General features: G+C 62.5%; 26 protein-coding genes and 3 tRNA genes. 18 read left to right on the top strand and 11 right to left on the bottom strand.

What is annotated here, in order from left to right:
• Positions 1-7: 7 nt before the first annotated feature.
• The 8 genes from KUV86_RS18050 (at position 8) to KUV86_RS18015 (ending at position 6986) form a co-directional block, all read left to right on the top strand.
• Complete coding sequence (locus KUV86_RS18050) at positions 8-346, top strand: urease subunit beta (RefSeq protein WP_206944645.1); 339 nt, start codon at positions 8-10, stop codon at positions 344-346.
• Positions 343-2046 (top strand): urease subunit alpha, encoded by a 1704-nt coding sequence (gene ureC / locus KUV86_RS18045; protein WP_206944636.1) that lies wholly within the window; start codon positions 343-345, stop codon positions 2044-2046. The genes KUV86_RS18050 and ureC overlap by 4 nt, the downstream gene beginning before the upstream one ends.
• Before the next feature lie 134 nt (positions 2047-2180).
• Positions 2181-2786: an urease accessory protein UreE gene (ureE, locus tag KUV86_RS18040; protein WP_222486316.1), complete on the top strand. Its 606-nt coding sequence runs from the start codon at positions 2181-2183 to the stop codon at positions 2784-2786.
• A gap of 8 nt (positions 2787-2794) precedes the next feature.
• A complete protein-coding gene (locus KUV86_RS18035; protein ID WP_222486282.1) occupies positions 2795-3490 on the top strand; it encodes an urease accessory UreF family protein in 696 nt (231 codons plus the stop codon).
• Between the two features lie 127 nt (positions 3491-3617).
• Positions 3618-4268: an urease accessory protein UreG gene (gene ureG, locus KUV86_RS18030; protein WP_206944634.1), complete on the top strand. Its 651-nt coding sequence runs from the start codon at positions 3618-3620 to the stop codon at positions 4266-4268.
• Positions 4269-4330: 62 nt separating this feature from the next.
• On the top strand, positions 4331-4942 hold the full coding sequence (locus KUV86_RS18025) for a HupE/UreJ family protein (protein WP_206944631.1): 612 nt from the start codon (positions 4331-4333) through the stop codon (positions 4940-4942).
• 127 nt (positions 4943-5069) lie between these two features.
• Positions 5070-6545 carry a phospholipase D-like domain-containing protein gene (locus KUV86_RS18020; protein WP_222486013.1) on the top strand — a complete coding sequence of 492 codons (1476 nt, stop codon included), beginning with the start codon at positions 5070-5072 and terminating at the stop codon, positions 6543-6545.
• A 219-nt stretch (positions 6546-6764) separates the two neighbouring features.
• Positions 6765-6986 carry a LapA family protein gene (locus tag KUV86_RS18015; RefSeq protein WP_206944627.1) on the top strand — a complete coding sequence of 74 codons (222 nt, stop codon included), beginning with the start codon at positions 6765-6767 and terminating at the stop codon, positions 6984-6986.
• On the opposite strand, the gene KUV86_RS18010 is transcribed toward KUV86_RS18015, so the two are convergent.
• On the bottom strand, positions 6922-7908 hold the full coding sequence (locus KUV86_RS18010; RefSeq protein ID WP_206944625.1) for a YihY/virulence factor BrkB family protein: 987 nt from the start codon (positions 7906-7908) through the stop codon (positions 6922-6924). The genes KUV86_RS18015 and KUV86_RS18010 overlap by 65 nt on opposite strands.
• Before the next feature lie 117 nt (positions 7909-8025).
• Here KUV86_RS18010 and arfB point away from each other — a divergent pair, with 117 nt between their 5' ends.
• The 4 genes from arfB (at position 8026) to dcd (ending at position 12105) form a co-directional block, all read left to right on the top strand.
• The gene (gene arfB, locus KUV86_RS18005; RefSeq protein WP_222163347.1) at positions 8026-8436 is read left to right on the top strand and encodes an alternative ribosome rescue aminoacyl-tRNA hydrolase ArfB; all 411 of its coding nucleotides are present in this window, start codon (positions 8026-8028) and stop codon (positions 8434-8436) included.
• Between the two features lie 388 nt (positions 8437-8824).
• Positions 8825-10414, top strand: a complete 1590-nt coding sequence (locus KUV86_RS18000; RefSeq protein WP_222486011.1) for a hypothetical protein — start codon at positions 8825-8827, stop codon at positions 10412-10414.
• A gap of 159 nt (positions 10415-10573) precedes the next feature.
• Positions 10574-11377: an iron-sulfur cluster carrier protein ApbC gene (apbC, locus tag KUV86_RS17995; RefSeq protein ID WP_206944767.1), complete on the top strand. Its 804-nt coding sequence runs from the start codon at positions 10574-10576 to the stop codon at positions 11375-11377.
• A 161-nt stretch (positions 11378-11538) separates the two neighbouring features.
• On the top strand, positions 11539-12105 hold the full coding sequence (gene dcd, locus KUV86_RS17990) for a dCTP deaminase (RefSeq protein WP_222486009.1): 567 nt from the start codon (positions 11539-11541) through the stop codon (positions 12103-12105).
• Between the two features lie 158 nt (positions 12106-12263).
• Here dcd and purN read toward each other — a convergent pair whose 3' ends face one another.
• Together purN and purM are read right to left on the bottom strand one after the other, a co-directional pair.
• On the bottom strand, positions 12264-12995 hold the full coding sequence (purN, locus tag KUV86_RS17985) for a phosphoribosylglycinamide formyltransferase (RefSeq protein ID WP_222239210.1): 732 nt from the start codon (positions 12993-12995) through the stop codon (positions 12264-12266).
• Positions 12992-14062, bottom strand: a complete 1071-nt coding sequence (gene purM, locus KUV86_RS17980) for a phosphoribosylformylglycinamidine cyclo-ligase (RefSeq protein WP_222163344.1) — start codon at positions 14060-14062, stop codon at positions 12992-12994. The genes purN and purM overlap by 4 nt, the downstream gene beginning before the upstream one ends.
• A gap of 172 nt (positions 14063-14234) precedes the next feature.
• Between purM and KUV86_RS17975 the strand changes: the two genes are divergently transcribed.
• Both KUV86_RS17975 and hda read left to right on the top strand, forming a co-directional pair.
• The gene (locus KUV86_RS17975; protein WP_222486007.1) at positions 14235-15341 is read left to right on the top strand and encodes an AI-2E family transporter; all 1107 of its coding nucleotides are present in this window, start codon (positions 14235-14237) and stop codon (positions 15339-15341) included.
• Positions 15338-16039, top strand: a complete 702-nt coding sequence (gene hda, locus KUV86_RS17970) for a DnaA regulatory inactivator Hda (RefSeq protein ID WP_206944611.1) — start codon at positions 15338-15340, stop codon at positions 16037-16039. Before KUV86_RS17975 ends, hda begins: the two co-directional genes overlap by 4 nt.
• Positions 16040-16067: 28 nt before the next feature.
• Here hda and KUV86_RS17965 read toward each other — a convergent pair whose 3' ends face one another.
• Both KUV86_RS17965 and KUV86_RS17960 read right to left on the bottom strand, forming a co-directional pair.
• Positions 16068-16664 carry a carboxypeptidase-like regulatory domain-containing protein gene (locus tag KUV86_RS17965; protein ID WP_261397707.1) on the bottom strand — a complete coding sequence of 199 codons (597 nt, stop codon included), beginning with the start codon at positions 16662-16664 and terminating at the stop codon, positions 16068-16070.
• A gap of 427 nt (positions 16665-17091) precedes the next feature.
• On the bottom strand, positions 17092-17475 hold the full coding sequence (locus KUV86_RS17960; RefSeq protein WP_206944765.1) for a phasin family protein: 384 nt from the start codon (positions 17473-17475) through the stop codon (positions 17092-17094).
• A gap of 346 nt (positions 17476-17821) precedes the next feature.
• Here KUV86_RS17960 and KUV86_RS17955 point away from each other — a divergent pair, with 346 nt between their 5' ends.
• Positions 17822-19201 carry a class II fumarate hydratase gene (locus tag KUV86_RS17955; RefSeq protein ID WP_206944609.1) on the top strand — a complete coding sequence of 460 codons (1380 nt, stop codon included), beginning with the start codon at positions 17822-17824 and terminating at the stop codon, positions 19199-19201.
• An 85-nt stretch (positions 19202-19286) separates the two neighbouring features.
• Here KUV86_RS17955 and KUV86_RS17950 read toward each other — a convergent pair whose 3' ends face one another.
• The 4 genes from KUV86_RS17950 to KUV86_RS17935 all read right to left on the bottom strand — a co-directional run bounded on the left by KUV86_RS17950 (position 19287) and on the right by KUV86_RS17935 (position 24668).
• Positions 19287-20363, bottom strand: a complete 1077-nt coding sequence (locus KUV86_RS17950) for an endonuclease/exonuclease/phosphatase family protein (RefSeq protein WP_206944608.1) — start codon at positions 20361-20363, stop codon at positions 19287-19289.
• A gap of 206 nt (positions 20364-20569) precedes the next feature.
• Complete coding sequence (locus tag KUV86_RS17945) at positions 20570-22198, bottom strand: glycerol-3-phosphate dehydrogenase/oxidase (RefSeq protein ID WP_222486005.1); 1629 nt, start codon at positions 22196-22198, stop codon at positions 20570-20572.
• A gap of 21 nt (positions 22199-22219) precedes the next feature.
• Positions 22220-23722 (bottom strand): glycerol kinase GlpK, encoded by a 1503-nt coding sequence (glpK, locus tag KUV86_RS17940; protein WP_206944604.1) that lies wholly within the window; start codon positions 23720-23722, stop codon positions 22220-22222.
• 187 nt (positions 23723-23909) lie between these two features.
• Positions 23910-24668: a DeoR/GlpR family transcriptional regulator gene (locus KUV86_RS17935; protein WP_206944602.1), complete on the bottom strand. Its 759-nt coding sequence runs from the start codon at positions 24666-24668 to the stop codon at positions 23910-23912.
• A gap of 282 nt (positions 24669-24950) precedes the next feature.
• On the opposite strand from KUV86_RS17935, the gene KUV86_RS17930 reads away from it, so the two are divergent.
• The 3 genes from KUV86_RS17930 (at position 24951) to KUV86_RS17920 (ending at position 25300) form a co-directional block, all read left to right on the top strand.
• Positions 24951-25027 (top strand) — tRNA-Val (locus tag KUV86_RS17930).
• Positions 25028-25117: 90 nt separating this feature from the next.
• Positions 25118-25194 (top strand) — tRNA-Val (locus tag KUV86_RS17925).
• 29 nt (positions 25195-25223) lie between these two features.
• Positions 25224-25300 (top strand) — tRNA-Val (locus KUV86_RS17920).
• Positions 25301-25583: 283 nt separating this feature from the next.
• Here KUV86_RS17920 and KUV86_RS17915 read toward each other — a convergent pair.
• Together KUV86_RS17915 and KUV86_RS17910 are read right to left on the bottom strand one after the other, a co-directional pair.
• The gene (locus KUV86_RS17915; RefSeq protein WP_222486003.1) at positions 25584-26051 is read right to left on the bottom strand and encodes a GAF domain-containing protein; all 468 of its coding nucleotides are present in this window, start codon (positions 26049-26051) and stop codon (positions 25584-25586) included.
• A gap of 83 nt (positions 26052-26134) precedes the next feature.
• On the bottom strand, positions 26135-26929 hold the full coding sequence (locus KUV86_RS17910; protein WP_206944598.1) for a MetQ/NlpA family ABC transporter substrate-binding protein: 795 nt from the start codon (positions 26927-26929) through the stop codon (positions 26135-26137).
• Between the last annotated feature and the right edge of the window lie 30 nt (positions 26930-26959).

Raw genomic sequence — 26959 nt, 5'->3', positions numbered from 1 at the left:
GCGAGGCATGATACCCGGAGAATACCAACTCAAGGACGGCGAGATCGCACTGTGTGAAGGGCGCGAGCGGGTGACCATCGAGGTGGCCAACCGTGGCGACCGGCCGATCCAGGTCGGCTCGCACTACCATTTCGCCGAGACCAATCCCGCGCTCTTGTTTGACCGCGTCAAGGCGCGTGGCTTCAGGCTGGATGTTGCTGCCGGCAGCGCCGTGCGTTTCGAGCCGGGCCAGACCCGTGAGGTCACCCTGGTCAGCTTTGCTGGCACTCGTCACATCTATGGCTTTCGTGGCGAGGTCATGGGGCCTTTGGGTACTGCATCGGATGTTCAGGGAGACCCGTCATGAAGATCAGTCGTCAAGCCTACGCCGACATCTACGGGCCCACCGTGGGCGACCGGGTGCGCCTGGGGGATACCGAGCTGTGGATCGAGGTCGAGCAGGATGCGACCCACTACGGTGATGAGGTCAAGTTCGGCGGTGGCAAGGTGATCCGTGATGGCATGGGGCAAAGCCAGCGTGTCGATGACGCGGTGATGGATACGGTGATCACCAACGCGCTGATTCTCGACTGGTGGGGCATCGTCAAGGCCGACGTCGGGCTGCAGGCGGGCAGAATCGCTGCCATCGGCAAGGCCGGTAATCCGGATACCCAACCGGATGTCACCATCGTCATCGGGCCGGGGACAGAGGTCATCGCAGGGGAAGGCAAGATCCTTACGGCGGGTGCCATCGATGCCCACGTGCATTTCATTTGTCCTCAATTGGTGGATGAGGCCCTGGCCAGCGGCATCACCACCATGCTGGGAGGCGGCACCGGGCCTGCAACCGGCTCCAATGCCACCACCTGCACGCCTGGCGCCTGGCACATTCATCACATGCTCAAGGCCTGCGACAGCCTGCCGATGAACATCGGCCTACTGGGCAAGGGCAACGCCAGCCTGCCCGAGGCGCTTGAAGCTCAGATCGAGGCAGGCGCCATGGGGCTCAAGCTGCACGAAGACTGGGGGACCACGCCTGCGTCCATCGACACCTGTCTAAGCGTTGCCGAGCGCTATGACGTGCAGATCGCGATCCACACCGACACCCTCAACGAGTCGGGGTTTGTCGAGGATACGCTGGCCGCCTTCAAGGAACGGGGCATCCACACCTATCACACCGAGGGAGCGGGTGGCGGGCACGCGCCGGATATCATCACCGCCTGCTCGAAAGAGTACGTGCTGCCATCCTCGACCAATCCCACCAGGCCCTACACGGTGAATACCGTCGATGAGCACCTGGACATGTTGATGGTGTGCCACCATCTAGACCCGAATATTCCCGAAGACGTGGCCTTTGCTGATTCGCGTATTCGTCGGGAGACCATCGCCGCCGAAGACATCCTGCAGGACATGGGGGTGATCTCGATGATCGCCTCTGACTCCCAGGCCATGGGGCGTGTGGGCGAGGTGGTGTGCCGTACCTGGCAGACCGCCCACAAGATGAAGGTCCAGCGCGGGTTGCTGCCCGAGGATGAGGCGTGCGGTGCGGACAATCTTCGCGCTCGGCGCTACATCGCCAAATACACCATCAATCCGGCGATCACCCATGGTATGGCCGAAGAAATCGGGTCGGTCGAGGTGGGCAAGCTGGCGGATCTGGTGCTCTGGGATCCGGCGTTCTTCGGGGTCAAGCCTGCTCTGGTTCTCAAGGGCGGAATGATCGCCATGGCGCCCATGGGGGACCCCAACGCTTCGATTCCGACGCCACAGCCGGTGCACTATCGGCCGATGTTCGGTGCGCTGGGGCAAGCGGCTGCGGCGACGCGGGTGAGCTTTGTGTCCCAGGCAGCGCTGGACTCAGGACTCAAGGAGTCACTGGGTTTGGCCAGCCGGCTGGTGGCATGTCGCAACGTGCGCGGCATCCGCAAGCGCGACATGAAACTGAATGATCGCTGCCCCGACCTCAAGGTTGACGCCCAGACCTATGAGGTGACCTGTGATGGCGAGCTTTTGACCTGCGAGCCGCTGGACGTACTGCCCCTTGCACAGCGCTACCACCTGTTCTAGGGCGTGTCAGAAAAGTGCCTGCGCTCGTCGACTTTTCGCACAAACCCTAGGGCTGCCCGTGGGGTGAGGTGGTGGAAATAGGGAGAACCGCAAGTCGCGGCCGCACTACATTTTAGGAGATATCGATGAGCACGTTGCTGTCATTGACACAGCGTCTTGGCCCGCTGGCGGAGGACCAAGCCGAAGACACGCTGACCCTGGCCTATGACGATCGTATCAAGGGACGCCTGAGGGTCACCTTGGATAGCGGGCGCGGAGCTGGGCTGTTCCTGGAGCGCGGACCGGTGCTGCGCCATGGTGACGGACTGTCCAGCGACGATGGCGTGTGCGTGAGGGTAGTGGCGGCCCCAGAACCGGTAGTGAGTGCCTGGATTCTGCCTGGACCGCAATCGGACCTGGCCCTGGCGCGACTGTGCTATCACCTGGGAAACCGGCATGTGACGCTGGGCATCGGGTGCGGCGTTTTCCAGGGGCAGGAGTGCCGCTACGTGCGGATTGCCCCCGATCATGTGCTGGAAGAGCTCGCCGAGCGGCTGGGCGCCATCCTCGAGCGACACCAGGCCCCCTTCGATCCGGAGCCGGGCGCCTACACCATGGGCGGACATTCCCATGGGCACTCGCACGGGCACTCGCACCAGCATTCCCATGGGCATTCGCACGGGCACTCGCACGATCACTCCCATGCGAACTCGCAGGCGCCTTCCGGCCAGTCTCAGGACCCGTCCAGGGAGCCGGTCTGATGTCCGCAATGGCGACGGCTTCCTCACCGGACCTTGCGCTAGGCGACTTGGCGCTGCTGGGCCTGTTGCAGCTCGTCAGCCCAGCCTTGCCGATTGGGGCCTTCGCCTGGTCCCAGGGGCTGGAAAGCGCGTTTGAGCTGGGTTGGGTCACCGACGAGTCCAGCCTGGGTGACTGGTTGGAGGGGGTGCTGGAGGATGGCCTGGCGATGTGTGAACTGCCGGTTCTGATGCGCCAGATGACGGCCTGGCAGGCAGGCGATGCGTCCCTCGTTGCAGAGTGGGACCGCTGGCTCGCCGCAGTCCGCGAGACCCGTGAGCTGTTGGAGGAAGATCGCCAGCTGGGGGCTTCCTTGACACGCCTGATGGGCAATCTTGGCCTGCTGCCCGAGACAGCGTTGCCTGCTGCGCCAGGCTATGTGACCGCCTTTGCGGCGCTGTCGGTGCAGCGCCAGGTGCTGCCGCACAGCGCCATGCTGGGGTTTGCCTGGGCCTGGCTTGAGAACCAGCTGGCAGCGGCCTGCAAGGCACTGCCCCTGGGGCATACCGCGGCACAGCGAATAGTAGAACGGCTGCGTCCAGCTCTGGTCCACGCGGTGGAGCGCGCCGAGGCGCTGCGAGATGACGAGCTCGGTCCGGCATTGCCTGGCGTCGCGCTTGCCAGCAGCCTGCACGAGACCCAGTACTCGCGCCTGTTTCGCAGCTAAGCAAGCCCTTGCCCAGCGCTATGGCTTGACGACATGAAAGACAAGGTATCGACGTCATGACCGAACGTCGCCCTTACCATCATCCTGGCCCCGAGCGTGGGCCAGACACGACCGCCAGGAGAAGGCCATGATCAGCACTACGACTCCCTCCCAATGTCTACGCGTCGGTGTCGGCGGTCCAGTGGGGTCCGGCAAGACCGCATTGCTCAGGCAGCTCTGCCGAGCGCTACGAGATCATTACGATATCGCCGTGGTGACCAATGATATCTACACCAAGGAAGATGCGGACTTCCTGACCCGTAATGAGGCGCTGTCGCCCGATCGCATTCTCGGGGTCGAGACCGGTGGCTGTCCGCATACCGCGATACGTGAGGATGCCTCCATGAATCTGGCGGCCATCGATGATCTCCATCAGCGTCATCCGGGGCTCGAGCTGGTACTGGTGGAGTCCGGAGGCGATAACCTGTCGGCGACCTTCAGCCCGGAGCTGTCTGACCTCACGCTGTACGTCATCGATGTGTCGGCGGGGGACAAGATTCCGCGCAAGGGTGGTCCCGGGATTACCAAGTCCGATCTCTTGATCATCAACAAGATCGACATCGCTGAGCAGGTGCATGCTTCTCTGGACGTTATGGAGCGTGATTCTCGCAAGATGCGAGGAGATCGACCATTTGTCTTTGCCAACCTGTACGACGGGGTCGGTCTAGAGACCATTATCAGTTTTATACTCGAGCGGGGCATGCTGCCCGATCGTCGTACCGAGGCGGTCCAAGCCTGAGCGTTCCGCAAGGGAATAAGGCCGCGCCTGGCGTGGCGTCTTTTGTCTGCAAGGAGTTTGTCATGACACAGCGCATCACTGCGTCTCATGTTGTTCCGGCGGTGGCCGCCCTGGGTTTGAGCCTGGCCGCGCCGGTGGTGTTTGCACATCCCGGTCATGGGGTAGAGCACGGTGGTCTTGCCAGCGGTTTGATGCATCCCTGGCTTGGGCTTGACCACTTGCTGGCCATGGCAGCCATCGGCCTGTGGAGTCTTGGGCAGGGCGCCAGCATGCGTCGACTGACGCCGCTGCTGGCGCTGGTGGGTATGCTGGTGGGTGCTGGTATCGCCCTGGCGGGCTGGGTCTCTCCGTCGCTGCTTCCGGGTGTCGAGAGCGGCATCGCCATGTCGGTGCTGGTGGCTGGTGTGATGACAGCGGCGCTGCTGCGTTTACCGACAGCGTTAGGCGGTGTGCTGGTGGTGGCGGTGATGGCGCTGCACGGCATCGCCCACGGCGCCGAGATGCCGGCCGCCGCGTCTGTGGTGGGCTATGTCATTGGATTCTCGATCTCGACGTTGGCGATTACCTTGCTGGCACGCTCGCTGGGTGGCTGGCTGGCCGCGCGCGAACAGCGCCTGCTGCGCGCGCTGGGTGCCGTCATTGCCCTGTGCGGTGGGATCCTGGCCATGAGTTGAGGCCGCCGCGGGGTACGCCCGCTGGTGTGACTCAGGGACCGCGCCCGGCTTCGTGCCGGGCGCTTCCGTTGTTGCGCGGGGTTTTACGCTATCATCGGCGCCACTCGACCAACGAAAAGGAAGCGCCATGGGATGGCTGGGTAAAGCACTGAAAGGAAGCCTGCTGGTGGTGTTGCTGGCATGGCTAGGCATGGCCATCTGGCAAAGCGTCAAGCCGCTGCCCAGCGACGTGGGCAAGGCGTGGCCGATGCGCTCGGTCGAGCGGGTGTCGTTGCTTGCCGATCGCACCTGGTACGACCGGCGGGGACAACAGCAGCTGGATCAGCAGATCTTCGACGAGGCGGTGTCGATGATCGGCGAGGCCCGCCGCCTGATCGTGATGGACATGTTCCTGTTCAATCGCCTGGAGGGCCAGGCGGGGGCGAGAAGCGCACGTTTCAGGCCTATCGCCGAACGTCTGACGGACGCGTTGATAGCGGCACGACAGCGTGATCCCGCGCCGCGTATCGTGGTGATCACCGATCCTCTCAATACCCTTTACGGGGGGCAGCAGGTGGCGCTCTACCAGCGCCTGGAAGACGCCGGGGTAGAGCTGGTCATGACTCGGCTCGATAGACTGCGCGCCTCCAACCCGCTGTGGTCCGGACTCTGGCATCTCGGCCTGCATCGTCTCGGCAACGATAGTGAAGGAGGCTGGTTGCCCAATGCGTTTGGCGGCGAGCCGGTGACGCTACGAAGCTATCTGGCGCTGCTCAACTTCCGTGCCAACCATCGCAAGACACTGACGGTCGATACGCCCCGAGGCTGGTCGACGCTGATTTCCACGGCAAATCCCCATGACGCCAGTAGCCTGCATTCCAATGTAGCGCTACGTATCGATGGTGCATTGGCCGGGGATGTGATCGCCTCGGAGGCTGAGGTGGCGTCATGGTCCGGCGTTGAGGTGGTCTTGCCCGATAGTCGAGAGACAGGACCAGGCAACGCTGACCGTCGCCAGTCGTCAGGCGCCGAGGCAAGACTGCTGACTGAGGGAGCCATCCGTGACGCCGTGCTGGCGCGTATCGAAGAGGCTTCCCCAGGCGACAGGCTCGATCTTGCCGCCTTCTACCTGGCCCATCGTGAGGTGATCGCGGGACTGAAACGCGCCGCGTCACGGGGCGCCACGGTGAGGGTGCTGCTGGACCCCAACCGCGAGGCATTCGGTTTCAGCAAGGGTGGGTTGCCCAACCAGCCCGTTGCCGAGGAACTGCTGGCCTCGGGGGTTCAGGTGCGTTGGTGTCTGACGTCGGGAGAACAATGTCACAGCAAGGTCGTGCTGCTACGCAAGGAGGCGACGGCTGATCCGTCTGCACGCGATGCGGTCATCCTTGGCTCCGCCAATCTGACCCGGCGCAACCTGGATAACCTTAATCTCGAAAGCAGTGTCGAGGTAACAGGTCGGGAGCTGCCGGTGATCGATGCCCTGGGGCAATGGTTCGACCTGCGCTGGGAGTCGCCTCCCCATCACCGGGCAAGCCGCGCCTGGAGCGAGCGGGACGCCAGTGGTCGGCTGGCAGCGTGGCGCTATCGTGTGATGGAAGCCACCGGCCTGTCGACCTTCTGAGCGGCGCGGAGCAGGGAGCTTGGCGGGCTAACGTGGGCGGGATGAGGCGTGTTGGCGCCGCAACTTGACAGTTTCGACCAGCGTGCCCATGTTTTGCACGGTTGGCCCGGTATGTCGCCTGTGCCTTGGGCCGCGTTCCCCCTGGAGGCTGTCTGCCGCGTCCGGCCGGCGTGGCGACGATGTCATTGAGTGAAAATTGGCACAAGGAGTGCTCAAGCAATGGACAAGGTTTGGCTGGTGGTGAAGGTGGTGATTCTGGCCCTGGTGGCCATTGTGGTGGTGCAGAACATCGACATGGTGCAGGTGAATCTGCTTGGCTGGACGATCGCGATGCCGATGGCCTTGCTGGTCGTGGTGATCTATCTGCTGGGCATGGTCAGCGGCCGGGGTCTGATGGGGCTGATTCGTCGCCTGAAGGGCAAGGAGACCCATCGGCATTGACCGCTGACGCGGTGGCCAGACGCCGGCGTGGATCCTGGTGCCATGCCAGTCCTAGCCGGCAGTTGTGTTCGAGTTCGGCGATGACCTGAGCGCCTAAAAGGAGAATGACGGCGCCTATCTCCAGGCTCAAGAGGACCACGATCAGCGTGGCCAGCGGGCCATAAACGGCACTGACCAGCGACAGGTTAGCGAAATAGTAGACCAGCGCGATCCTGACGCCTTCCCACATCAAGGCAGCGGCAAACCCGCCCGCCAGCGCCCGCCTGAGCGATATTCGCACCACCGGCAGAACCTTGTAGATGGCGCTGAAGAGCAGGAAGACCCCGAGAAAGCTGGTCAGGTTGAGGGCGGTGTCCGACAGAGATGCCAGCGGCAGTTCCTTGCCATTGATCGCCATCCAGAGACCGTTCAAGGTGTTGGCCAGGCTGACTGCCATGGCCAACGCCAGCAGCGCAGCGCTGAGTACCAGCATGAACGCATAGGGCAGCAGAAAGGAGACCCACAGGCTGCGGCTGTCCTTGACGTCGGGTTTGCGGAAGATCAGTGCCAACGCGTCTTCCAGCATGCGAAAGGCAAAGGAACTGAACAGCAGCAGCACCGGGATACCGTAGATCCCGATCGCATCCCGCGAGTCGAGCAGCGCACGCACGGACTCCAGCATGACCTCGGCGTGGGTCGGGGCAATGTGGCGCGCCTGCAGGGTGATGACATTGATCAGCTGATCTTCGTCCACCACCTGGGCCATGGCGACCACCATCAGGGCAAACAGTGGAATGGTCGACAGCAGGATATTGAAGCCAACACCGCCAGCCAGCAGCATCCCCCGGTTATGCAGGAATTGGCTCAAGACCCGCCACATGAACAAAGCCAGTCGGGGCAGCAGGGTGAACATGGCGTGTTGATACCAGCGTGGTGCGGTCATGGGCCCAAATCGTCCTTGAGGGATAAGGCATGATACGCTCGGACGCACCATTAGCGTCAAACGCGCGGTGAACCCACCGCCACGACGGCACCGGCATGGACGAAGGAGGTGCAGAGCATGCAATTGAGTCGACGCCTGTCGATCCCCTACAGCGATATCGTGATGACCGCGATACGTGCCCAGGGCGCCGGTGGTCAGAACGTCAACAAGGTAGCGTCAGCGATCCATCTGAGATTCGACATCGCCAGTTCGACGCTACCTGACGACGTCAAGGAGCGACTGCTGGCGCTTAACGACCACCGCATCACCCAGGACGGCGTGGTCATCATCAAGGCGCAGTCCGAACGCACCCAGGAAGCCAATCGAGCGGCGGCACTGGCACGCCTGCAGTCGCTGTTGCAGCAAGGTCTGGTAGTGCCCAAGGCGAGGCGGCCGACCAAGCCGAGCAAGGCGGCCAAACGACGTCGGCTCGAGGGCAAGAAGCAACGCGGCAAGGTCAAGGCCCTGCGTGCCAGACCGGATAGCTAGTCGCCATGCTTGGGCGAGCCATCGCTAGAGGACGCAACAGGGGGAACCGCAGGGCCGGCCAGCAGTCAAAGCCGAGACAGGCGGTGGCGGTCACAGCCCGCAGGAGTCAGGCCCAGGAGTAGTGTTTGATAATGCTTGCTAAGGCCTACTTTCGCCAATGGCTGCCCCTGACGTTGTGGCCCACTGGCAGTATGCTGTGACTAGCTGGACCAGCGTTCCGGCGGGCATCGCGAAGGGCCAGTTGAAGAATATGGCGAAGGGCATTGCGAAGGACAGTGCGACGCAAGAGTAACGGCACAAGAATGGATCGCTGCCACGGCGCAGGCGTGTGGCGCGGCGCGATAAGAGATAACGGACGCGAATCATTGCACCCCCAGGGAGACCCCGAATGGAAGAGATCAACCCCGACAAGGACAATAATACCGAGCAACATGGCCGTGGTAGCGAGACTCAGCCTGCACCCGCCTCTTCAGGTGGCTCTGGCTTGTTCTCGGATCATCGGGTGAAGGGCATTGCAGCGGTAGCGGGTGTGAGCTTGATCTGGGCCATCGGTGCCCAGTTGAGTGCCAGCTCCAATAATGAGGCTCGCACCGCGCTCTCCAAGGAGCTAGAAGCGAGCGAGTCTCGCGTTCAGACCCTGCGCGAGCAGGTAGCAGGCTTGGAAGAGAGCCAAGAGACTCTGTCCGCTCAGCGTGACGAGCTGGAAAGCCAGGTGGCGCAGTGGCAGGAAGCGGAGACCTCGCTTGAGGAGTTGCGCGGACAGCTGGCGACGCTGAAGGAACAGGAGCAGGCCGCCCGCTCTGCTCGCGCCAGCGCCGAGGAACAGGCCGCCCAGGTGGAAGCGGACCTCAAGGAATTGGAAGCCACCCAAGCCGCATTGGAATCCGATCTGGTGGCCGCTCGCAACCGGCTGGAAGAAGCCCAGAGCGAGCAGCAGTCACTGATCGAACAGCGAGATACCCTCAAGGCCGAGTCAGAGTCGCTGACCAGTGACATCGATGACGCCGAAAAGCGGCTTGCCGACCTGAGCAGCAGCATCGAGGAAAAACAGACGTCTGTGGGCGATCTCGAACAGCAGGTGGCACGGCTGGAGACCGAGCAGCAGGAGGCTCAGCAGCAAGCCGAGCAGGCTCAGTCCCGCCTCGAACAGATTCTTGCCGAGAACGCCGAAGCGCGCGAGCAGTCCGAGGCCCGCGTACGTCAGGCCGAGGCCCGCGCCGAAGAGGCGGTGGCCCGTCGCGACGAACTGTTTGCCAAGGTCAAGGAGCTCGAAGCGCGAGCCGAAGAGCGCCGCCAGCGCTTGGCGCGCCTTAATGGACAGCTGGATACCTGGCGCATCGAGCTGGAAAACCTGGATCGTGCTACCGCTGAGGCGGCCGGTCACTCCAGCTCCTCCGCGCAGAACGGAGGTAGCACTGGGTCGGTCGAGGTCATCCGCAGCGGCCAGGGGGATGGCCAGCGCCCGACTTCCGTCGCTGATGGGGCCTCGGTCAATGGCGACGACAGCGCCTCACCCACCGGTTCGGCTGCCGATCCGGCCAGCCAGAGCGACACCGAGTCGTCCGGTGAGAGCGCGGCAGCCGCCAGCGAGCAAGGCTCTAATGAAAGCGCGGCGGACGACGAGGATGTGGCGTCGGCTGAAGCCACGGGCAAGCCCTCCAGCGACGAGGAGCAGTCCTCGCAGCAGAGCGCTGGTGCCGGTGCTGGTGAAGAAGGCACGGCCTCGGGTGCTGAGGAGAGCACGGCATCGGGCGCTGAAGAGAGCACGGCCTCGGGTGCAGAAGACAGCACCGCCGCGAGCGAGCAGACCTCCGAAACGGATGAAGCGTCCACCAACGGGTGGACGGATGAAGTCGCCGCAGGCGCTGCCGGTGCAGTGGAAACCGTCAAGGATGTCGCCCGCCAGGCCGCCGAGAAGGTGCGTGACGCCGCTTCCGCGGTAACAGGAGATGACGCCGCCGAGGATAGCCGTCAGTAACAACGATGGAGCGCAGTACCCGCAACGAGCGAGCCTACGGGCTCGCTCGTTGCGTAGTGGACGCCATTCATGCGTGATCCGGCTTAACCTCGCCCGTCGCTGCCTCTATACTGGCCCGGCGGGCTATCCGCACCCATCTGGTAACAGGAGCGAGACGTGATCGAAGGGGTCAAGCATATCGTCGCCGTGGCATCCGGCAAGGGTGGCGTAGGCAAGTCGACAGTGACCGTCAATCTGGCGCTGGCCATGGCCGCCGAGGGCTATCGTGTCGGCGTTCTCGATGCCGACATCTATGGACCGAGCCAGGCCCAGATGCTGGGTGTCGGTGAGGGTGTGCGGCCACAGGCGAGTGGGGAAAACCAGTTCCTGCCCCTCGAAGCTCACGGGCTCCAGGCGATGTCCATGGCCTTTATGGTGGATGTGCGCGAGCCGATGGTCTGGCGCGGACCCATGGTGGCTGGCGCCTTCCAGCAGATGCTCAACCAGACCCGCTGGAACGAACTGGATTACCTGTTCATCGACATGCCCCCGGGCACCGGCGACATCCAGCTGACACTGGCGCAGAAGGTGCCCGTCGATGGCGCCGTGATCGTTACCACGCCCCAGGACATTGCCCTGCTCGACGCGCGCAAGGGCATCGAGATGTTCCGCAAGGTCAAGGTGCCGGTGCTAGGCGTTGTCGAGAACATGAGCCTGCATACCTGCAGTCAGTGTGGCCATAGCGAGCCGGTCTTTGGTGAAGGCGGTGGCGAACGGATCGCCGCAGAGTACGACACCCGAGTGCTGGGCCGGCTGCCACTTTCCCTGACGATTCGCGAGCAGGTGGACAGTGGGCGGCCGAGCGTGGTGGCAGAGCCTGAAGGCGAGGTCGCGACGTCCTTCCGTGAGATGGCTCGCCAGGTGGCAGAGCAGGTTGGTGCCCAGGGCGGTGATGATGGCCCGAGTATCAGCTTCAGCGACTAGAGCATCAGTCCCAGCGACACGAACGTAGCCTGGTGGCGCTGACCCGGGTCAAGCACCCACAGGGCAGGCGTGACTATTGCATCGTGACGTGGCATCGGGGGGCCGCTATCATGTGGCCCCACCGAACGCGTCCACTCTTTGAGCACCCAGCAGGAAGTCCCATGAGCATCAAGTCCGACAAATGGATCCGCCGCATGGCCGAAAACGAGGGCATGATCGAGCCCTTCGAGGCCGACCAGGTTCGCTACGTCAACGAACGGCGGGTCATCTCCTATGGGACCTCGAGCTACGGCTATGACGTTCGCTGCGCCGATGAATTCAAGGTGTTTACCAATATTCACTCGGCGGTGGTCGATCCCAAGGCCTTTGACGAAAAGAGCTTTGTCGACGTCAAGGGTAACGTCTGCGTGATTCCGCCGAACTCCTTCGCGCTGGCGCGCACCGTTGAGTACTTCCGCATCCCGCGCAGCGTGTTGACCATCTGCCTGGGCAAGTCGACCTACGCCCGCTGTGGCATTATCGTCAACGTGACCCCGCTGGAGCCCGAGTGGGAAGGCCACGTGACCCTGGAATTTTCCAACACCACCAACCTGCCGGCCAAGATCTACGCCAACGAAGGCGTGGCGCAGATGCTGTTCCTCGAGTCCGACGAGGTGTGTGCCACCTCCTACGCGGATCGTGGCGGCAAGTACATGGGACAGCGCGGCGTCACCCTGCCGCGTACCTGATGGCTGAAGAGCGCTAGCCCTCGGTAGGGGGTATCAGCGCTGGGTAGCGAAAAAAGCCCGCTGACCATGTCAGCGGGCTTTTTCGACTGCAGCTCGTGGCGCCAGACAGCGTGGGCGCTGACGGAGTTGGCGTCCGGCAAGCTTATGGCGTGGCGCTGTTACTCATCCTCGTCCAGCTCTTCGGCGGCATCCTCATGAGACAGGCGCATGCCCCCTGGCGGCAGAGGCTGGCCGTCGATGGTGGCAATGTCGCCCTCGAGGCGTAGCCGTCCCTCCAGGAACCAGCGTACCGCGATTGGGAAGATCAGGTGTTCACGGCTGAGCACACGCTCTTTCAGCCTGGCTTCATCATCATCGGCCTGCACCTTGACCGCCGCCTGGATAGCCACCGGTCCACCGTCCAGCTCTTCGGTCACGAAGTGCACGCTGCAGCCGTGCTCGGCAACGCCGTCGGCCAGCGCGCGGGCATGGGTGTGCAGTCCCTGATAGGCAGGCAGCAGGGAGGGATGGATATTGAGCATCCGGCCCAGGAAGCGCTGCACAAAGCGCGGCGTCAGGATCCGCATGAAGCCTGCCAGTACCACCAGGTCAGGCTCATGCCGCTCGATCACCTTGATCAGCGCACCATCAAAGGCATCGCGGCTTTCGTACTCGCGATGGGGCAGCGCGACGGCGTCGATGCCTGCGTCCCGAGCCCGCTTGAGACCATGGGCATCGGCAACATTGGAGACGACTGCGACGATCTCGCCGCCCAGCTCATCGTGGGTCTGTGCATCGATCAGTGCCTGAAGATTGCTGCCGCCGCCGGAAATCAGCACGACGACTCTGGGCAGGGAGGCCTGCTCGGGAGTGAAACCGTTCAGCTCTCCATCGTTGACGCCGTCACTCATGACCCGGACTGCTCCAGCTGTACCTGCTCCTCATCACCCTGGCGCTCGGCGATGACACCGATACGGTGCACGCCTTCACCCTGGGCCTGCAGATGGGCTCTGATCTGGTCGGCCTGTGCCTCAGGCACCACCAGAACCATGCCAATGCCGCAGTTCAACACGCGGTGCATTTCATGTTCGTCGACGTTGCCCTGCTGCTGCAGCCAGTCAAACACGGCGGGGCGCTGCCAGCGGCTGGTGTCGACATGGGCCGTCAGGTGCTCCGGCAGCACGCGGGGCAAGTTCTCGAGCAGGCCACCGCCGGTAATATGCGACAGCGCATGGACCTGATAGTCGTCATGACGCAGCAGCTCCAGCAGCGGCTTGACGTAGATCCGGGTGGGGGCCATCAGGGCATCACCCAGCGGCTGACCGTCGATGTCGGTGTCGAGCTTGGCTCCAGAGACTTCCAGAATCTTGCGGATCAGTGAGTAACCGTTGGAGTGCGGGCCAGAGGAGGTCAAGCCAAGCAGGACATCACCCGCGCCGACCTTGGAGCCGTCGATGATCTCGTCCTTCTCCACGACGCCCACGCAGAAGCCGGCCAGGTCGTAGTCGCTGCCTTCATACATGCCTGGCATCTCTGCGGTTTCACCACCCACCAGGGCACAGCCCGCCTGCTCGCAGCCGGCGCCGATGCCCGTCACCACGTCGGCAGCAATGTCGACGTCAAGCTTGCCGGTGGCGTAATAGTCGAGAAACAGCAGGGGTTCTGCTCCCGCCACCACCAGGTCGTTGACACACATGGCGACCAGGTCAATGCCGATGGTGTCGTGGCGACCGAGGTCCATGGCCAGTCTCAGCTTGGTGCCGACGCCGTCGGTGCCGGACACAAGAACAGGCTCGCGGTAGCCGGTGGGCAGCTGGCACAGCGCGCCGAAGCCACCGAGACCGCCCATCACCTCGGGGCGAGTGGTGCGTTTGGCCACACCCTTGATGCGGTCAACCAGAGCGTTGCCAGCGTCGATATCTACGCCGGCATCCTTGTAGCTGAGCGAGGCTTTCTTGGAAGAGGAGGAGTCGGTCATGACAGATCCTGTGGAGTCGGTCGACCCGCGGGCGTGGTGCGCACCACCGGGCGAACGTGAGACAATGGGCACGTTGGGGGCGAGGATTGTAGCACTGTGCACCGTCCGTCGCAGCCATGATGCATGGCCGGCCCGTCATCACATGGAAACGTGGTCTCTTGGGGAACAGCGAATGAACAAGCAGTGGTGGATCGTCGTCGCCGTCGCAGCTGCCGTACTGTGGTTTTTTGTGAGTATCGAACCGGTGCTGGCGCCGTTCTTTGTCAGCATGGTGCTGGCCTATCTGGGGGACCCGATTGCCGATCGCCTGGAAGATCGCGGGTTGTCGCGGCAGTGGTCGGTGGCGGTCGTGTTTGTGCTGCTGACCCTGCTGGTGGGATTGACCCTGCTGCTGGTAGTGCCGCTGCTCGGGCGGCAGATTGGTCAGTTGGCCGAGGCTCTGCCGGCGATCCTGAACTGGGTTCAGAGCACGGTACTGCCTCAGCTCCAATCCTGGACCGGTCTCGACCTGAGCACCGACTTCGATCAGCTGCGCCAGGCGCTGCTGGCCAATTGGAAAGAAACCGGCACCCTGGCCGCCAGTGTGCTGGCACAGGTGTCTCGCTCCGGCTTGGTGTTGGCCGGGTGGCTGGCCAACCTGGCCTTGATACCGGTGGTGACCTTCTACCTGCTGTTGGACTGGGACGTGCTGGTAGGCAAGGTGCGGCGCCTGCTTCCGCGACAGTGGGAGCCCACCGCCGTGCGCTTGGCCAAGGAGTGTGACGAGGTGCTGGCGGCGTTTCTGCGCGGGCAGTTGATCGTCATGCTGTGCCTGGGGGTGATCTACGCGGTAGGCCTGACCCTTCTGGGTGTGCGTTTTGGCCTGTTGATCGGCCTGCTGTCGGGGCTGGCCAGTATCGTTCCGTACCTGGGCGTCATCGTCGGCATCACGGTGGCTGGCGTGGTGGCATTTTTCCAGTTCGGCGACTGGTTGATTCTGTTGGGGGTGGCGCTGGTGTTCGGTTTCGGGCAGCTGGTAGAGAGTACGCTGCTGCAGCCAAAACTGTTGGGCGACAAGATCGGTCTACATCCTGTGGCGGTCATCTTCGCGGTGCTTGCCGGTGGCCAGCTGTTTGGCTTCACCGGGGTGCTGCTGGCCTTGCCGGTGGCCGCCATGGTGATGGTCGTGCTGCGCTACCTGCATGAAACCTACAAGAACTCGTCGTTGTACGATGCCCATCAGCAGGGACGTGACGGCGCTCGCCAGCGCGCAGCCAATGCCGACGAGGATGTGCGATGAGCCGGTCTCCTGCACAGCTGCCCCTGGGGCTTGGGCTGCGTGATGATGCTACCTTCGAGAACTATCACGCGGGCGGTAACAGCCCCGTGGTCGAATGCCTGCGTCAGCAGTTCGAGGACGATGGGGAGTCGTTTCTGTATCTGTGGGGCGGCGAGGGGGTCGGGCGCAGCCACTTGCTCCAGGCGGCGTGCCATGAGGCTTCGGGCCGGGATTTCAGGACGCTGTATCTGCCCCTGGAAGAACTCGGGCACTTTCCTCCATTGATGCTGGAGGATATCGAGCGGCTCGACCTGCTGGCCATCGACGATCTGGACAGAGTGGTCGGGCGCAAGCGCTGGGAAGAGGCGTTATTTCATGCCTTCAATCGCCTGCGTGACAGCGGCAAGCGGCTGGTGATTGCGGCGGACAGGCCCCCCCGGCAGCTTGATGTCCAGCTGCCGGATCTTGCGTCACGGCTGACCTGGGGCATGACCTTTCACCTGCGACCCTTGTCCGACGAGGACCGCATGAGCGCGCTGACATTGCGAGCCCGGGTGAGGGGCATGGAAATGCCCGGCGAAGTCGCGCGCTATATTCTGCACCGTGGTCCCCGCGAGCTTGGCGAGTTGTTTCGCTGTCTTGACGTGCTGGATAGCGCCTCTTTATCGGCGCAACGCAAGCTGACGATCCCTTTCGTCAAGCGCGCTCTGGATTGGTAGAGGCGGCAACCGGGTTGCCGCCGTCGACTTACCGACTCAACTGCACTTCACTGTGCCCGCCGTTGCTTAGCGAGACTTCCTTGATCACGATCTGGCGCATGCCGGTGGCGGGGTCCACCACCGTCCCGGAGGCGTAGAAGTCGCCAGTGGGAAGGTCTCGCAGCTGAAAGTAGCCATTGCCGTCAGTGCGCGTGGTGTGGGTGTACTCCCGCGCCCGCGGATCTGCGCGTTCCACCGCACGGCCTGCCAGCGCCTGGGCCGCCGCTTCGGCGGAATACTTGGTGATGGGAGCGAGCGAGACGGTCTCGTTGGCACCGATCACCGGTCCGGCGTCGGTGTTGAGCGTGAGGCGACCCGACAGCACCGCACTGCCGCTCTTGGGAAGCTTGGCGTAGACGTCCGCAGGGAAAGGAATCTCACGCGGGACCCGAGCCTGGTCGGCGGTGGGCTGGTCATCCCTCGGGCCTGGCTGCTCCACTGTCACATCCGGCTCGCCGATCTCGATCACGTCTGGGGCGCGAGTCGTGCCCGTCGTACTGATGCCCTGGCACCCGGTCAGCAGGGCGGCCAGCAGCATGACGGCCCACAGTGGGGTTGCGCGTGACAGCAGGGGGAATGCCTTCATGGCGAGGTCTCCTTTTCATGTCATTAGGCCCTGTGCCCCATCAGCTTAACGCAAAGCGGCCCCCGATGGAGATCGGGGGCCGCTGATGAACGACTGGCGTCGTTCAGGCGAGTGCCGTTGCCGAATTACTTGGCGTTGGCGGTCGCCTTGGTAGCAGTGTCGGTAGACAGCGCCTTGACGCTTCCTGCAGATCCTGCAGATACAAGACGGCCCCCGATGGAGATCGGGGGCCGCTGACGAACGACTGGCGTCGTTCAGGCGAGTGCCGTTGCCGAATTACTTGGCGTTGGCGGTCGCCTTGGTAGCAGTGTCGGTAGACAGCGCCTTGACGCTTCCTGCAGATCCAGCAGATACAAGACGGCCCCCGATGGAGATCGGGGGCCGCTGATGAACGACTGGCGTCGTTCAGGCGAGTGCCGTTGCCGAATTACTTGGCGTTGGCGGTCGCCTTGGTAGCAGTGTCAGTGGCTGCCTTGACGTTGTCTTCGGCCAGCTTCTGGCTCTTGGAGACGAAGTCCTGCTGCAGGGCCACGACCTTCTCGGCGTCGCCTTTCATGCGCTCGGTCAGGTCCTTGGCGACCTTCTGCTGGCCTTCCATGTAGGAACGCAGGCCTTCTGCATCCTTGACGGAAGTGAAGGCGCGTGCCTGGGCCAGACCGGTCTCGGCGTAAGCCTTGGCAGCGTCCAGCTGAGCGCTGGCGAGCTTCTCGGCGAAGTCGACAGTCAGGTTGGCGTAGGCGCGAGCCGGACCGAAGAACAGAGTCTCGACTTGCTCGTTGTTGAACAGTGCTTTGGCGTCAAAAGTGCGCATCATCAGAACCTCCTGGGTTATCGAACTCACGCTAGGCCGGACCGTGGGAGTTGCCCTGTAGGTCGCTGCCTGGGTGTCTTCTGTTGCAGTGCACAATAGCAGAGCGTTTTGTGCATCGCAACATGTGTGTGGGCTGAGTCTGGCGATAGGTGCGGGAAAACGTGAAGTGGCACAGTGCATGCGTTTTAAGCCGATCGGACCGGGCATTTCGCCGCCAGCGCATGGGCACAACGATGACAGGGCACAGTGACAGCGAGATGACGCTTGCAAGCAGGCCTTGGCGCCACCATGGTGAAGGATGGGGGAGAAGACCGTGACCCTTGCCACTATCGATCAGGAGTGATCCATGACGCAGACACGTATCGAACGCGACAGCATGGGGGAACTGGAGGTTCCCGCCGGTGCTCTCTACGGCGCCCAGACCCAGCGTGCGGTCAATAACTTTCCCGTATCTGGGCAGGCCATGCCCGTCGCCTTCATTCATGCCATTGCGCGGATCAAGCGATCCGCCGCCGTGGTCAATGTGGCCCTCGGCCTGCTGGATGATGCGCGAGGGCAGGCCATTATCGAGGCGGCCGATGAGATCATCGAGGGACGCCACGACGACCAGTTTCCGATCGATGTGTTTCAGACCGGCTCTGGCACCTCCAGCAATATGAACGTCAATGAGGTCATCGCCCACCTGGCCAGTCGTGATGACCTTCAAGTGGGGCCCAACGATCACGTCAACATGGGCCAGTCGAGCAACGATGTCATCCCGACGGCGCTGCATCTATCGGCTGCCCTTGAGGTCACGGGCCGCTTGCGCCCGGCACTGGTGCACTTGCGTGACACGATTGATCGGCGTGCCAACGAGCTCGACGGTGTGGTCAAGACCGGGCGCACCCACTTGATGGACGCCATGCCGCTGCGCCTGAGTCAGGAGCTGGGGGGCTGGTCCAGTCAGGTAGGCCAGGCCATCGAACGCCTCGACAGTGCCCTGATTCGGCTATGTCGCCTTGCCCAGGGGGGGACCGCCGTGGGCACGGGCATCAATGCCCACCCCGAATTTGCACAGCGCATGGCGGAAGAGTTGTCACGCCTGACCGGACTGACGCTGAGTCCCAACGACAGCTTCTTTGCCAGTCTGGGGTCACAGGATGCTGCCGTCGAACTGTCAGGACAGCTCAAGGGGCTGGCCTGTGTGGTGATGAAGATCGCCAATGATCTGCGCTGGATGAACTCCGGCCCGCTTGCTGGGCTTGGCGAGATAGAGCTTGAAGCCTTGCAGCCGGGCAGTTCGATCATGCCGGGCAAGGTCAATCCAGTGATTCCCGAGTCGGCGGCCCAGGCGGCAGCCCAGGTGATTGGGCTTGATGCGGCGGTGACCGTGGCCGGGCAGAGCGGAAACTTCCAGTTGAACGTGATGCTTCCGCTGGTCGCCAACAACCTGCTGACGGCCATTACTCTGATGACCCAAACCTCGGTACTGCTGGCAGACAAGGCGATTGCCAGCTTCAAGGTGCGCGAAGACAACCTGAGCGAGCCGCTGGCGCGCAATCCCATCCTGGTGACGGCATTGAATTCGGTGATCGGCTATAACGCCGCGGCGGCGATTGCCAAGAAGGCGTACCAGGCCGGGCGCCCGATCATTGACGTCGCCGAGGAAGAAACCGAGCTGGGACGTGAGGAGCTGCAGCGCCTGCTTGATCCGGTCGCCCTTACCCAAGGGGGCATTCCCGAATAGCGTTGTCGAGTGGCGGCGACGAGACCCGTTGATGCCTTTGGCGAAGCCCTGCACGGTCAGGGCTTCGCCGCGTTGGTCGCTGACGTCAGCTAGGCTCGTCCCGCTCCTTGGCTTCTTCCACGGTATCCCGGGCATCACGAAACTCCGCCGGTGCCGCTTCGGGGGTGTCGTGTTCGTCTGCCCTGGCCGGTCGGTAGCAGAGCCGAGCAAGAATCGGAAAATGGTCCGAGCCGAAGGCGGGAAGTCGCTCCATATGCGCCAGGGTGAAATGCTCGCTGACGAAGACATGGTCCAGCGGCCAGCGCAGCAGCGGTATGTTGGCATGGAAACTGGCGAACAGCCCGCGCCCGCGGCGGGGGTCCAGCATCCCACTGACGCGGCAAAACAGTCGCGTGCTGCGGGACCAGGCAACATCGTTAAGGTCACCGGCGACCAGTGTCGGAACGGGGTCCTGATGGATCAGCTTGGCCACCAGCATCAGTTCGGCGTCTCTCCATAGCGACTCTTCGCTCTCGCTGGGGGCCGGGGGGCGCGGATGCAGCGCGTGGAAGCGTATCTGCTCGCCACTGGGCAGCTCGACGCCACAGTGGATGGAGGGGATGTCATCCTGTATCAGCCATTTGACCTTGGTGTCGTGCAACGGGCGGCGAGAGTACAGGTGCATGCCGTAGAGGTTGTCCAGGGGGACGCGAACAGCGTGGGGGTAGCTGTCAGCGAGCCCCTCATCCAGTTGGCTGCCCCACCAGTCATCCGATTCTAGCGTCAGCAGCATATCCGGCTCGTGGTCCCTGACCAGCTTGAGCAGCCCATCACTGTTGCGATTGGGTGTCAGCACGTTGGCGACCATCAGCGTCAGGCAGCGGTCAGCGACATCGTCTTCCGCCGATTTCACTTGTACCGGCCAGAGCGGTGTCCAGGGCAGCACGTATCCCGCCTGTATGATCGCCACCACCAAGGCGACGATCATCAACCAAGGCGTCAATAGCGGGCTGGCCAGGGGGCTTGCCAGGGCGCACAGCAGAGCGGCGAGTCCTAGCTGTAGGCGCGGAAATTCGCAGGCTCTAAGCCACCACCAGTGGGTGGGGATTCTGGCGATCAGGGTCGCAGCTGCGAGCACCGTCACGACAGACACCAGTATGACATCAGCGATCAACTCAACCATTCGGCGGTCCTTCGACGTGGTGGTAAACGGGAGATCGTTGATCAGACTAACGAGATGTAGCGCTGGACGATAGGGCCACGAGAGCCGTCTTTTCGCTAGGGCTTCGACAGGGCTTCGACAGCGCAGCGTGGATAGCGGCAGGGTCAGTGGCCGGGACCACCAGCTTTCGGGCTGAGCCCTCACCGCGAGTTGACGCCATCGTGGGCTCAGGCGAGCTTGCGGGGGGCAGGGCGGTGGGTGTGGAAGTATTCCTGTAGCTGCTGCTCGGCGTCGTCGCCGAAAAGAATGCGCGCGGCCTCTTCAAGGCCGGGGGCGTCGCGCAGGCTTTCGTGGTCCACCACTAGCGCAATCTTCGAGCGACGGCGCAGGAAATCGTCCATCCGGGTGATCATCTCCTTGCTGGCGGCATGTTCCAGCTCGCAGCGAAGGTACTCGGTGCCCGCTATCAGCAGTTCCCCTTGTCGGCGATCTCTGCGGATCTGATCAAGCATGCCAAAGGCGCTCAGGCCGTAGCGGCGCCACAGTCGCGTGCTCAGTGCCTCGCTGGATGAGGCCGGCGTCATCGTGTCCAGTTCGAGCAGGCGTGCCTGGTGCATGAACTCCCGTCGATCATCCGCGTGGGGTTCTCCATACCAGCGTGCATCCGGGTCAGGGATGGTGACGCCCAGGGCGGCGACTTCCGCGACGATTTCTTCGCCGACGTTCACACAGTCGGTGAGTTTTCCGCCAAAGATACTGATATGACGATCCTCTCCTGAGGTGTCGATGGCGTGCTTGCGTGACATTTGCAGAAAATCCCGTTGGCCGTCGGCACTGGCCTTCACCGCCAGCGGGCGCACGCCACAACGGCTGGCAATGACGTCGCTGCGCGTCAGTGGACGCTCCAGCGTCAGACGCTTGTTGATGTTGTCGAGAACGAAGCTGACGTCCTGGTCAGTGACGGCGACTTCCGGGCGTTGCTCTCGAGTATCGGTGGTACCAATGCAGGTACGGGGGCCCATGGGAATAGCGAAGAATAGCCGGCCATCGTCGGCGAAGAAGGCCAGCACTCGATGGTGATCAGTCAGCCGCGGCACGATCAGGTGGATGCCCTTTGAGTAGGCGTGGTGGTGCTCGGTGACCTGGCCACTGCGTTGGTTGTGGTCATCCACCCAGGGGCCCGAGGCGTTGATCAACACGCTGGCATTGATGCGCAGTGAGGTCTGCGCCTGATGGTCCCAGCCATCGACCACCCAGTGGCCGCCCTGGCGGCTGGCACCCCTGGACTCGACATAATTGGCAGCGGCAGCACCATAGTCCAGGGCGGTGCGCACGAAGTTGAAGACAAAGCGGGCGTCATTGTCGTGTAGATAGGCGTCAGAGTACTCGAATCCACCCACGGCATTGCCGGTATCGACGATCGGCTCCCTGGCCTTGATGCCTTTGGGGTTGAGATAGCGCGGTAGCCGGGTGAAGGCATTGCCCATCAGCCAGTACAGCCAGGTGCCGAGCCATAGTGTGCGTGGGTGATGCCGGAAGCCCTTGTCGACGGTGGTCAGAAAGCGAATCTCCTGCACTGTCGAGGGAAAGCTGCGAATCAGATGGTTGCGGCTCTTGCAGAGTTTTCTGACCAGGGCAAAGTCATAGCTTTCCATGTACTTGATGCCGCCCCAGACCAGATTGGAGGAATGCTGGCTGGTTTCGCCGGAGAAGTCGCCCCGGTCGATAAGGGCGACCTTGACGCCCTTGCCTGCCAGGGCGGCCGCGCTGGCGGCACCATTGATGCCGCCCCCGACGATCACTACATCGAAGTGCTCGGTCTTGAGTCGTTGCACATGGGTATCACGCAGCTGCATGAGTCCGCCTCCCTGGAGGTGTCAGGTGTCGTCGCGCTCCCAGTTCATGGTCCGCCGCACGGCCTTCTTCCAACCCTTGTAGCGCCGCTCGCGTTCCTCTTCGGCCATCGCCGGGCAGAAGGTGCGTTCGATATCGCCACTGTGGGCCAGCTGCTCCAGGCTCCAGTGCCCGACCGCAATGCCGGCCAGATAAGCGGCGCCGAGCGCCGTGCTCTCGATGACCTGGGGACGCTCCACGTTGACCGCGAGCATGTCCGCCTGGAACTGCATCATGACGTTATTGGCCACCGCGCCTCCGTCGACCCTGAGTGCCTTCAGGGTGATGCCCGAGTCGGCCTGCATGGCATCGATGATGTCGCGGGTCTGGTAGGCCAGCGCATCGAGGGTGGCGCGAGTGATATGTTCCTTGCTCGAGCCTCTGGTCAGGCCGAAGATGGCGCCTCGGGCGTACATGTCCCAGTAGGGGGCGCCGAGACCCGCGAAGGCCGGTACCACATAGACGCCGTCGGCATCCTCGACCTTGCTGGCGTAGTATTCGGAGTCTTCTGCCGCGTCGATCATCTTGAGTTCGTCCCGCAGCCACTGAATGGCGGCGCCGGCGATGAAAATCGAGCCCTCCAGGGCATAGGTGACCTTACCGTCCAGGCTCCAGGCCACAGTGGTCAGCAGGCCTGACGGCGACGGTACGGGGGTATCGCCGGTATTCATCAGCAAAAAGCAGCCGGTGCCGTAGGTGTTCTTGACCATGCCTTTTTCGAAGCAGGCCTGACCGAACAGCGCCGCTTGCTGATCCCCGGCAATACCGGCGATGGGGATCTGCGCCCCGCCGAACATTTCCTTGGCGGTGGTGCCATAGACCTCGCTGGATGATCTGACCTGCGGCAGCATGGCCAGCGGAATATCGAGAGCCTCCAGCAGGCGAGCATCCCATTCCAGGGAGTGAATATTGAACAGCATGGTGCGTGATGCGTTGGAGACATCGGTGACATGCTGTTCGCCACGGGTGAGATTCCACAAAAGCCAGCTGTCCATGGTGCCGAACAGGAGGTCGCCGGCTTCTGCTCGCTGCTGGGCACCGTCGACCTGATCGAGTATCCAGCGGATCTTGGTGCCGGAGAAGTAGGCGTCCACCACCAGCCCGGTGGTGTCACGAATATGTTGTTCAAGCCCCTTGTCCTTGAGCGCATCGCACAAGGGAGCGGTGCGCCGGTCCTGCCACACAATGGCGTTATGGATCGGCTTGCCGGTGTGTCGGTCCCAGACCAGGGTAGTCTCACGCTGGTTGGTGATGCCGATAGCCGCGACCTCACTGGGTTTGACCCCTTGGGTTTCCAGCACCTCCCGGGCCACCCCCATCTGGCAGCCCCAGATTTCCATCGCGTCGTGCTCAACACGGCCCGCCTGTGGGTAGTGTTGGGTGAACTCTTTCTGGGCGATGCCAACGATACGGGTCGCCTGGTCGAACAGGATCGCGCGACAGCTGGTGGTCCCTTGGTCGAAGGCAAGAATGTAAGGGCGTTGCATGGGCAAGGTTTCCTGAAACGCGAATGACGACTTCAGCGTGGTGGATGAACGTACGCTTGGCCAGAGGCGGTAACGGTTCAGAGGGTTTCGGATTCGAAAATAAGCATAGACAGATGTTGGCTAACGAACAAATGCATGCGCGCAAAACGACCATGGAGGCTCGCCTCAGGCCGCGGAGACAGGCGAGTCACGCGATGTGCAGGGCCACGTCATGTGTCCTGAGAAGGCGGGCAATGGGCTCTGGTGGCTGACGGTCGGTGAACAACGCATCGAGTTGTGCGACGTTGCCTTGCCGCACCACGGGGTTGCGGCGGAATTTCGAGTGGTCAGCGGCAAGAAATACCTGACGTGAATTCTGGATAATGGCCTGGGCGACGCGCACTTCCTGATAGTCGAACTCCAGCAGTGAGCCATCCTCGTCTATCCCGCTGATACCGATGAGGCCGATGTCGACCTTGAACTGATGGATGAAGTCGATGGTGGCTTCGCCGATGATTCCCCCATCCCGCGGGCGAACCTGGCCGCCAGCCACGATTACCTTGAAATCTTCCTTGTGGTGGAGGATGGACGCCACGTTCAGGTTGTTGGTGATGACTTCCAGTCCCTGATGCTCCAGCAGCGCTTCAGCGATCAGTTCGTTGCTGGTTCCGATGTTGATGAACAGCGAGGCGTGATGAGGTACCTGGCGGGCGACGCTGGCGGCGATCCGTCGCTTGGCATCCAGGTTAAGCGTCTTGCGGGTGGCGTAGGCGGTGTTGACGGTGCTGGATTCCAGGCCGGCGCCACCATGAACACGCCTGATGCGTCCCGTTTCAGCCAGTGCATTGAGATCGCGCCGGATCGTCTGCGGTGTCACGCCAAAGTGGTCGGTCAACTGCTCGATGCTGGCGTACCCCTGGCGGCTGACCAGGTCGATGATGGCATCCTGACGCTGTTGCTGATTCATCTCAGGCGTTCCCTAAGCGATATCTGGTGATCGTAAACGAACTCGACAGCGGTTGGCGATGGTCTTCACCCGGTGCTCGTGGTTCATGTTGGGGGAGGGCAAAGCGCATGGCCGAGCACGCTCCATCAGAAAAAATCATTCGGTGAACTCAAGGGCTTGCATTATTCTGACGATCCCGTAGAATTCGCATCCGTTGTCGGGGATGAGGCCCTTCAAGGTGTCGCCCAGACCGGTCCAGTAAAGGAAGGTTGCTCAAGGGTAATTCGTTCCTCTGGACAGTGTAGGACCATAGCTCAGTTGGTTAGAGCGCCACGTTGACATCGTGGAGGTCGGCGGTTCAAATCCGCCTGGTCCTACCATTATGCAGTTCTGCCACATTTCGTGCCGGTGCCTGTTGTAGTGGTACAGGTAGTAGTGGCACATGCAGTAATAGCAAGGCTGATCTTTGCAGGACCATAGCTCAGTTGGTTAGAGCGCCACGTTGACATCGTGGAGGTCGGCGGTTCAAATCCGCCTGGTCCTACCAGTCAGTAGCCGCAGTTAGCGTTATACAGCAGGACCATAGCTCAGTTGGTTAGAGCGCCACGTTGACATCGTGGAGGTCGGCGGTTCAAATCCGCCTGGTCCTACCAGATTCCAGAAAAAGGCCCCGAGCACTATTTGCTCGGGGCCTTTTTCGTTGGTGGATCATTGTGTCTTCAGCGCGCCGCTGCCTGTCAGTGGCCCCTCGTAAAGCCCCAGGATGCCCTCGCTGACGAGAGGCGTGGTGACGAGGGGCAGGCTGGCGAGGGGTAGGTGACGAGAGAGCACGCGGAAGGGGTAGCGGCCGGCAGAGTAGGGCAGTAACGCCCTGGAGGCGTCACTGCCCTTGAGGTGGCAGCGATGTGGTGAGACTTAGGCCTCCGAACTTAGAACTCAGAACTCAGAACTCAGTCCACTGGCCTGCCGAAAGACCTCTACCAGGCGCTCGATGCCTGCCTGGTCGTCGGCGCTGAAGCGCCCTTGCTGTGGGCTGTCCAGGTCGAGGACTCCCCACAGCTGGCCTGCGGCATCGAGAATCGGGACGACCAGCTCGGAGCGGGATGCGCTGTCGCAGGCGATGTGGTCCGCCACCGCATGCACGTCGTCGACGCGCTGGGTCTCAAGGCTTCGGGCCGCCGCACCGCATACCCCCTTGTTGAACGGAATGGGGTGGCAGGCTGGCTTGCCCTGGAAAGGGCCAAGCGACAGCACCTGTGGCGTCTTGTGAAGATAGAAGCCTGCCCAGTTCAGCGCTTCGACTTCCTGCATGATAAAGGCGCTGGTCTGAGCGGCGTTGGTCAGCCAATCATCGCTGTCGAGAAGGGCGCTGAGCTGACGCACCAGAAGGTCATAGGATGACATGAAGGTCTTGATTCCGTCCTGCAGAAGTGAAAAAGGCCGACCATGCTGATCAGCATTGGCCGGCCTCGAAGAGCCAGTATGGGTTACTTCCAGCCAGGCACCGCGGAGCCCTTGAACAGTTCCTCGGCCTTGGCAGCGACTTCGTCGCTCTGGTAGGCGTCGACCAGCTGCTGAATGGCTTCGCTGTCTTCGTCGCCGCTACGCACGGCAATGATGTTGACGTAGGGTGACTCGGGACCTTCCTTGACCAGCGCGTCCTCCAGGGTCAGGCCGGCGGGCTGAGCGAAGGTGTTATTGATGAAGGCCATGTCCACATCCGGCAGTACGCGGGGGAGCTGGGCCGCTTCGATTTCGCGGAAGTCGAAGTCGTGGGGATTTTCCACGATGTTCAGCGGTGTGGCCTCAAGGTTCTCCGGATCATCGAGGGTGATCAGGCCCTCGTTGTGCAGCAGGATCAGCGAGCGGCCTTCGTTCGACGGGTCGTTGGGCAGGGCGATGGTGGCGCCCTCCGGCAGTTCGTCGATGCTGGTGTACTTCTCGGAATAGGCGCCGATGGGGTACACGAAGGTGCGTCCGGCAATGGCGAAGTCATAGCCCCGATCATTGACCATGGCGTTCATGTACGGCTCATGCTGGTAGGCGTTCGCGTCCAGGCTGCCGTCGGCGAGTGCGGCATTGGGTGTCACGTAGTCGGTGAACTCAATGATCTCCACGTCCAGGCCATAACGCTCTTCTGCCAGCTCGGCGGCGACCTGCATGACGTCGGTCTCCGGGCCCGCTACGGTGCCTACCTTGATGCTGTGCTCGTCAGCGTTGGCCTGGCTGATGGCCAGTGACAGGGTAGAAAGGGCAAGGGCGCCCAGCAATGTCTTGCGCATGATCGGTGTCTCCCATAGGCGGTGATGACG

Source organism: Halomonas sp. DP8Y7-3 (assembly GCF_019801675.1).
Classification (GTDB): Bacteria; Pseudomonadota; Gammaproteobacteria; order Pseudomonadales; family Halomonadaceae; genus Halomonas; species Halomonas litopenaei_A.
The sequence above is the reverse complement of the archived record's forward strand: the minus strand, read 5'-3'. Positions and strand labels throughout refer to the sequence as shown.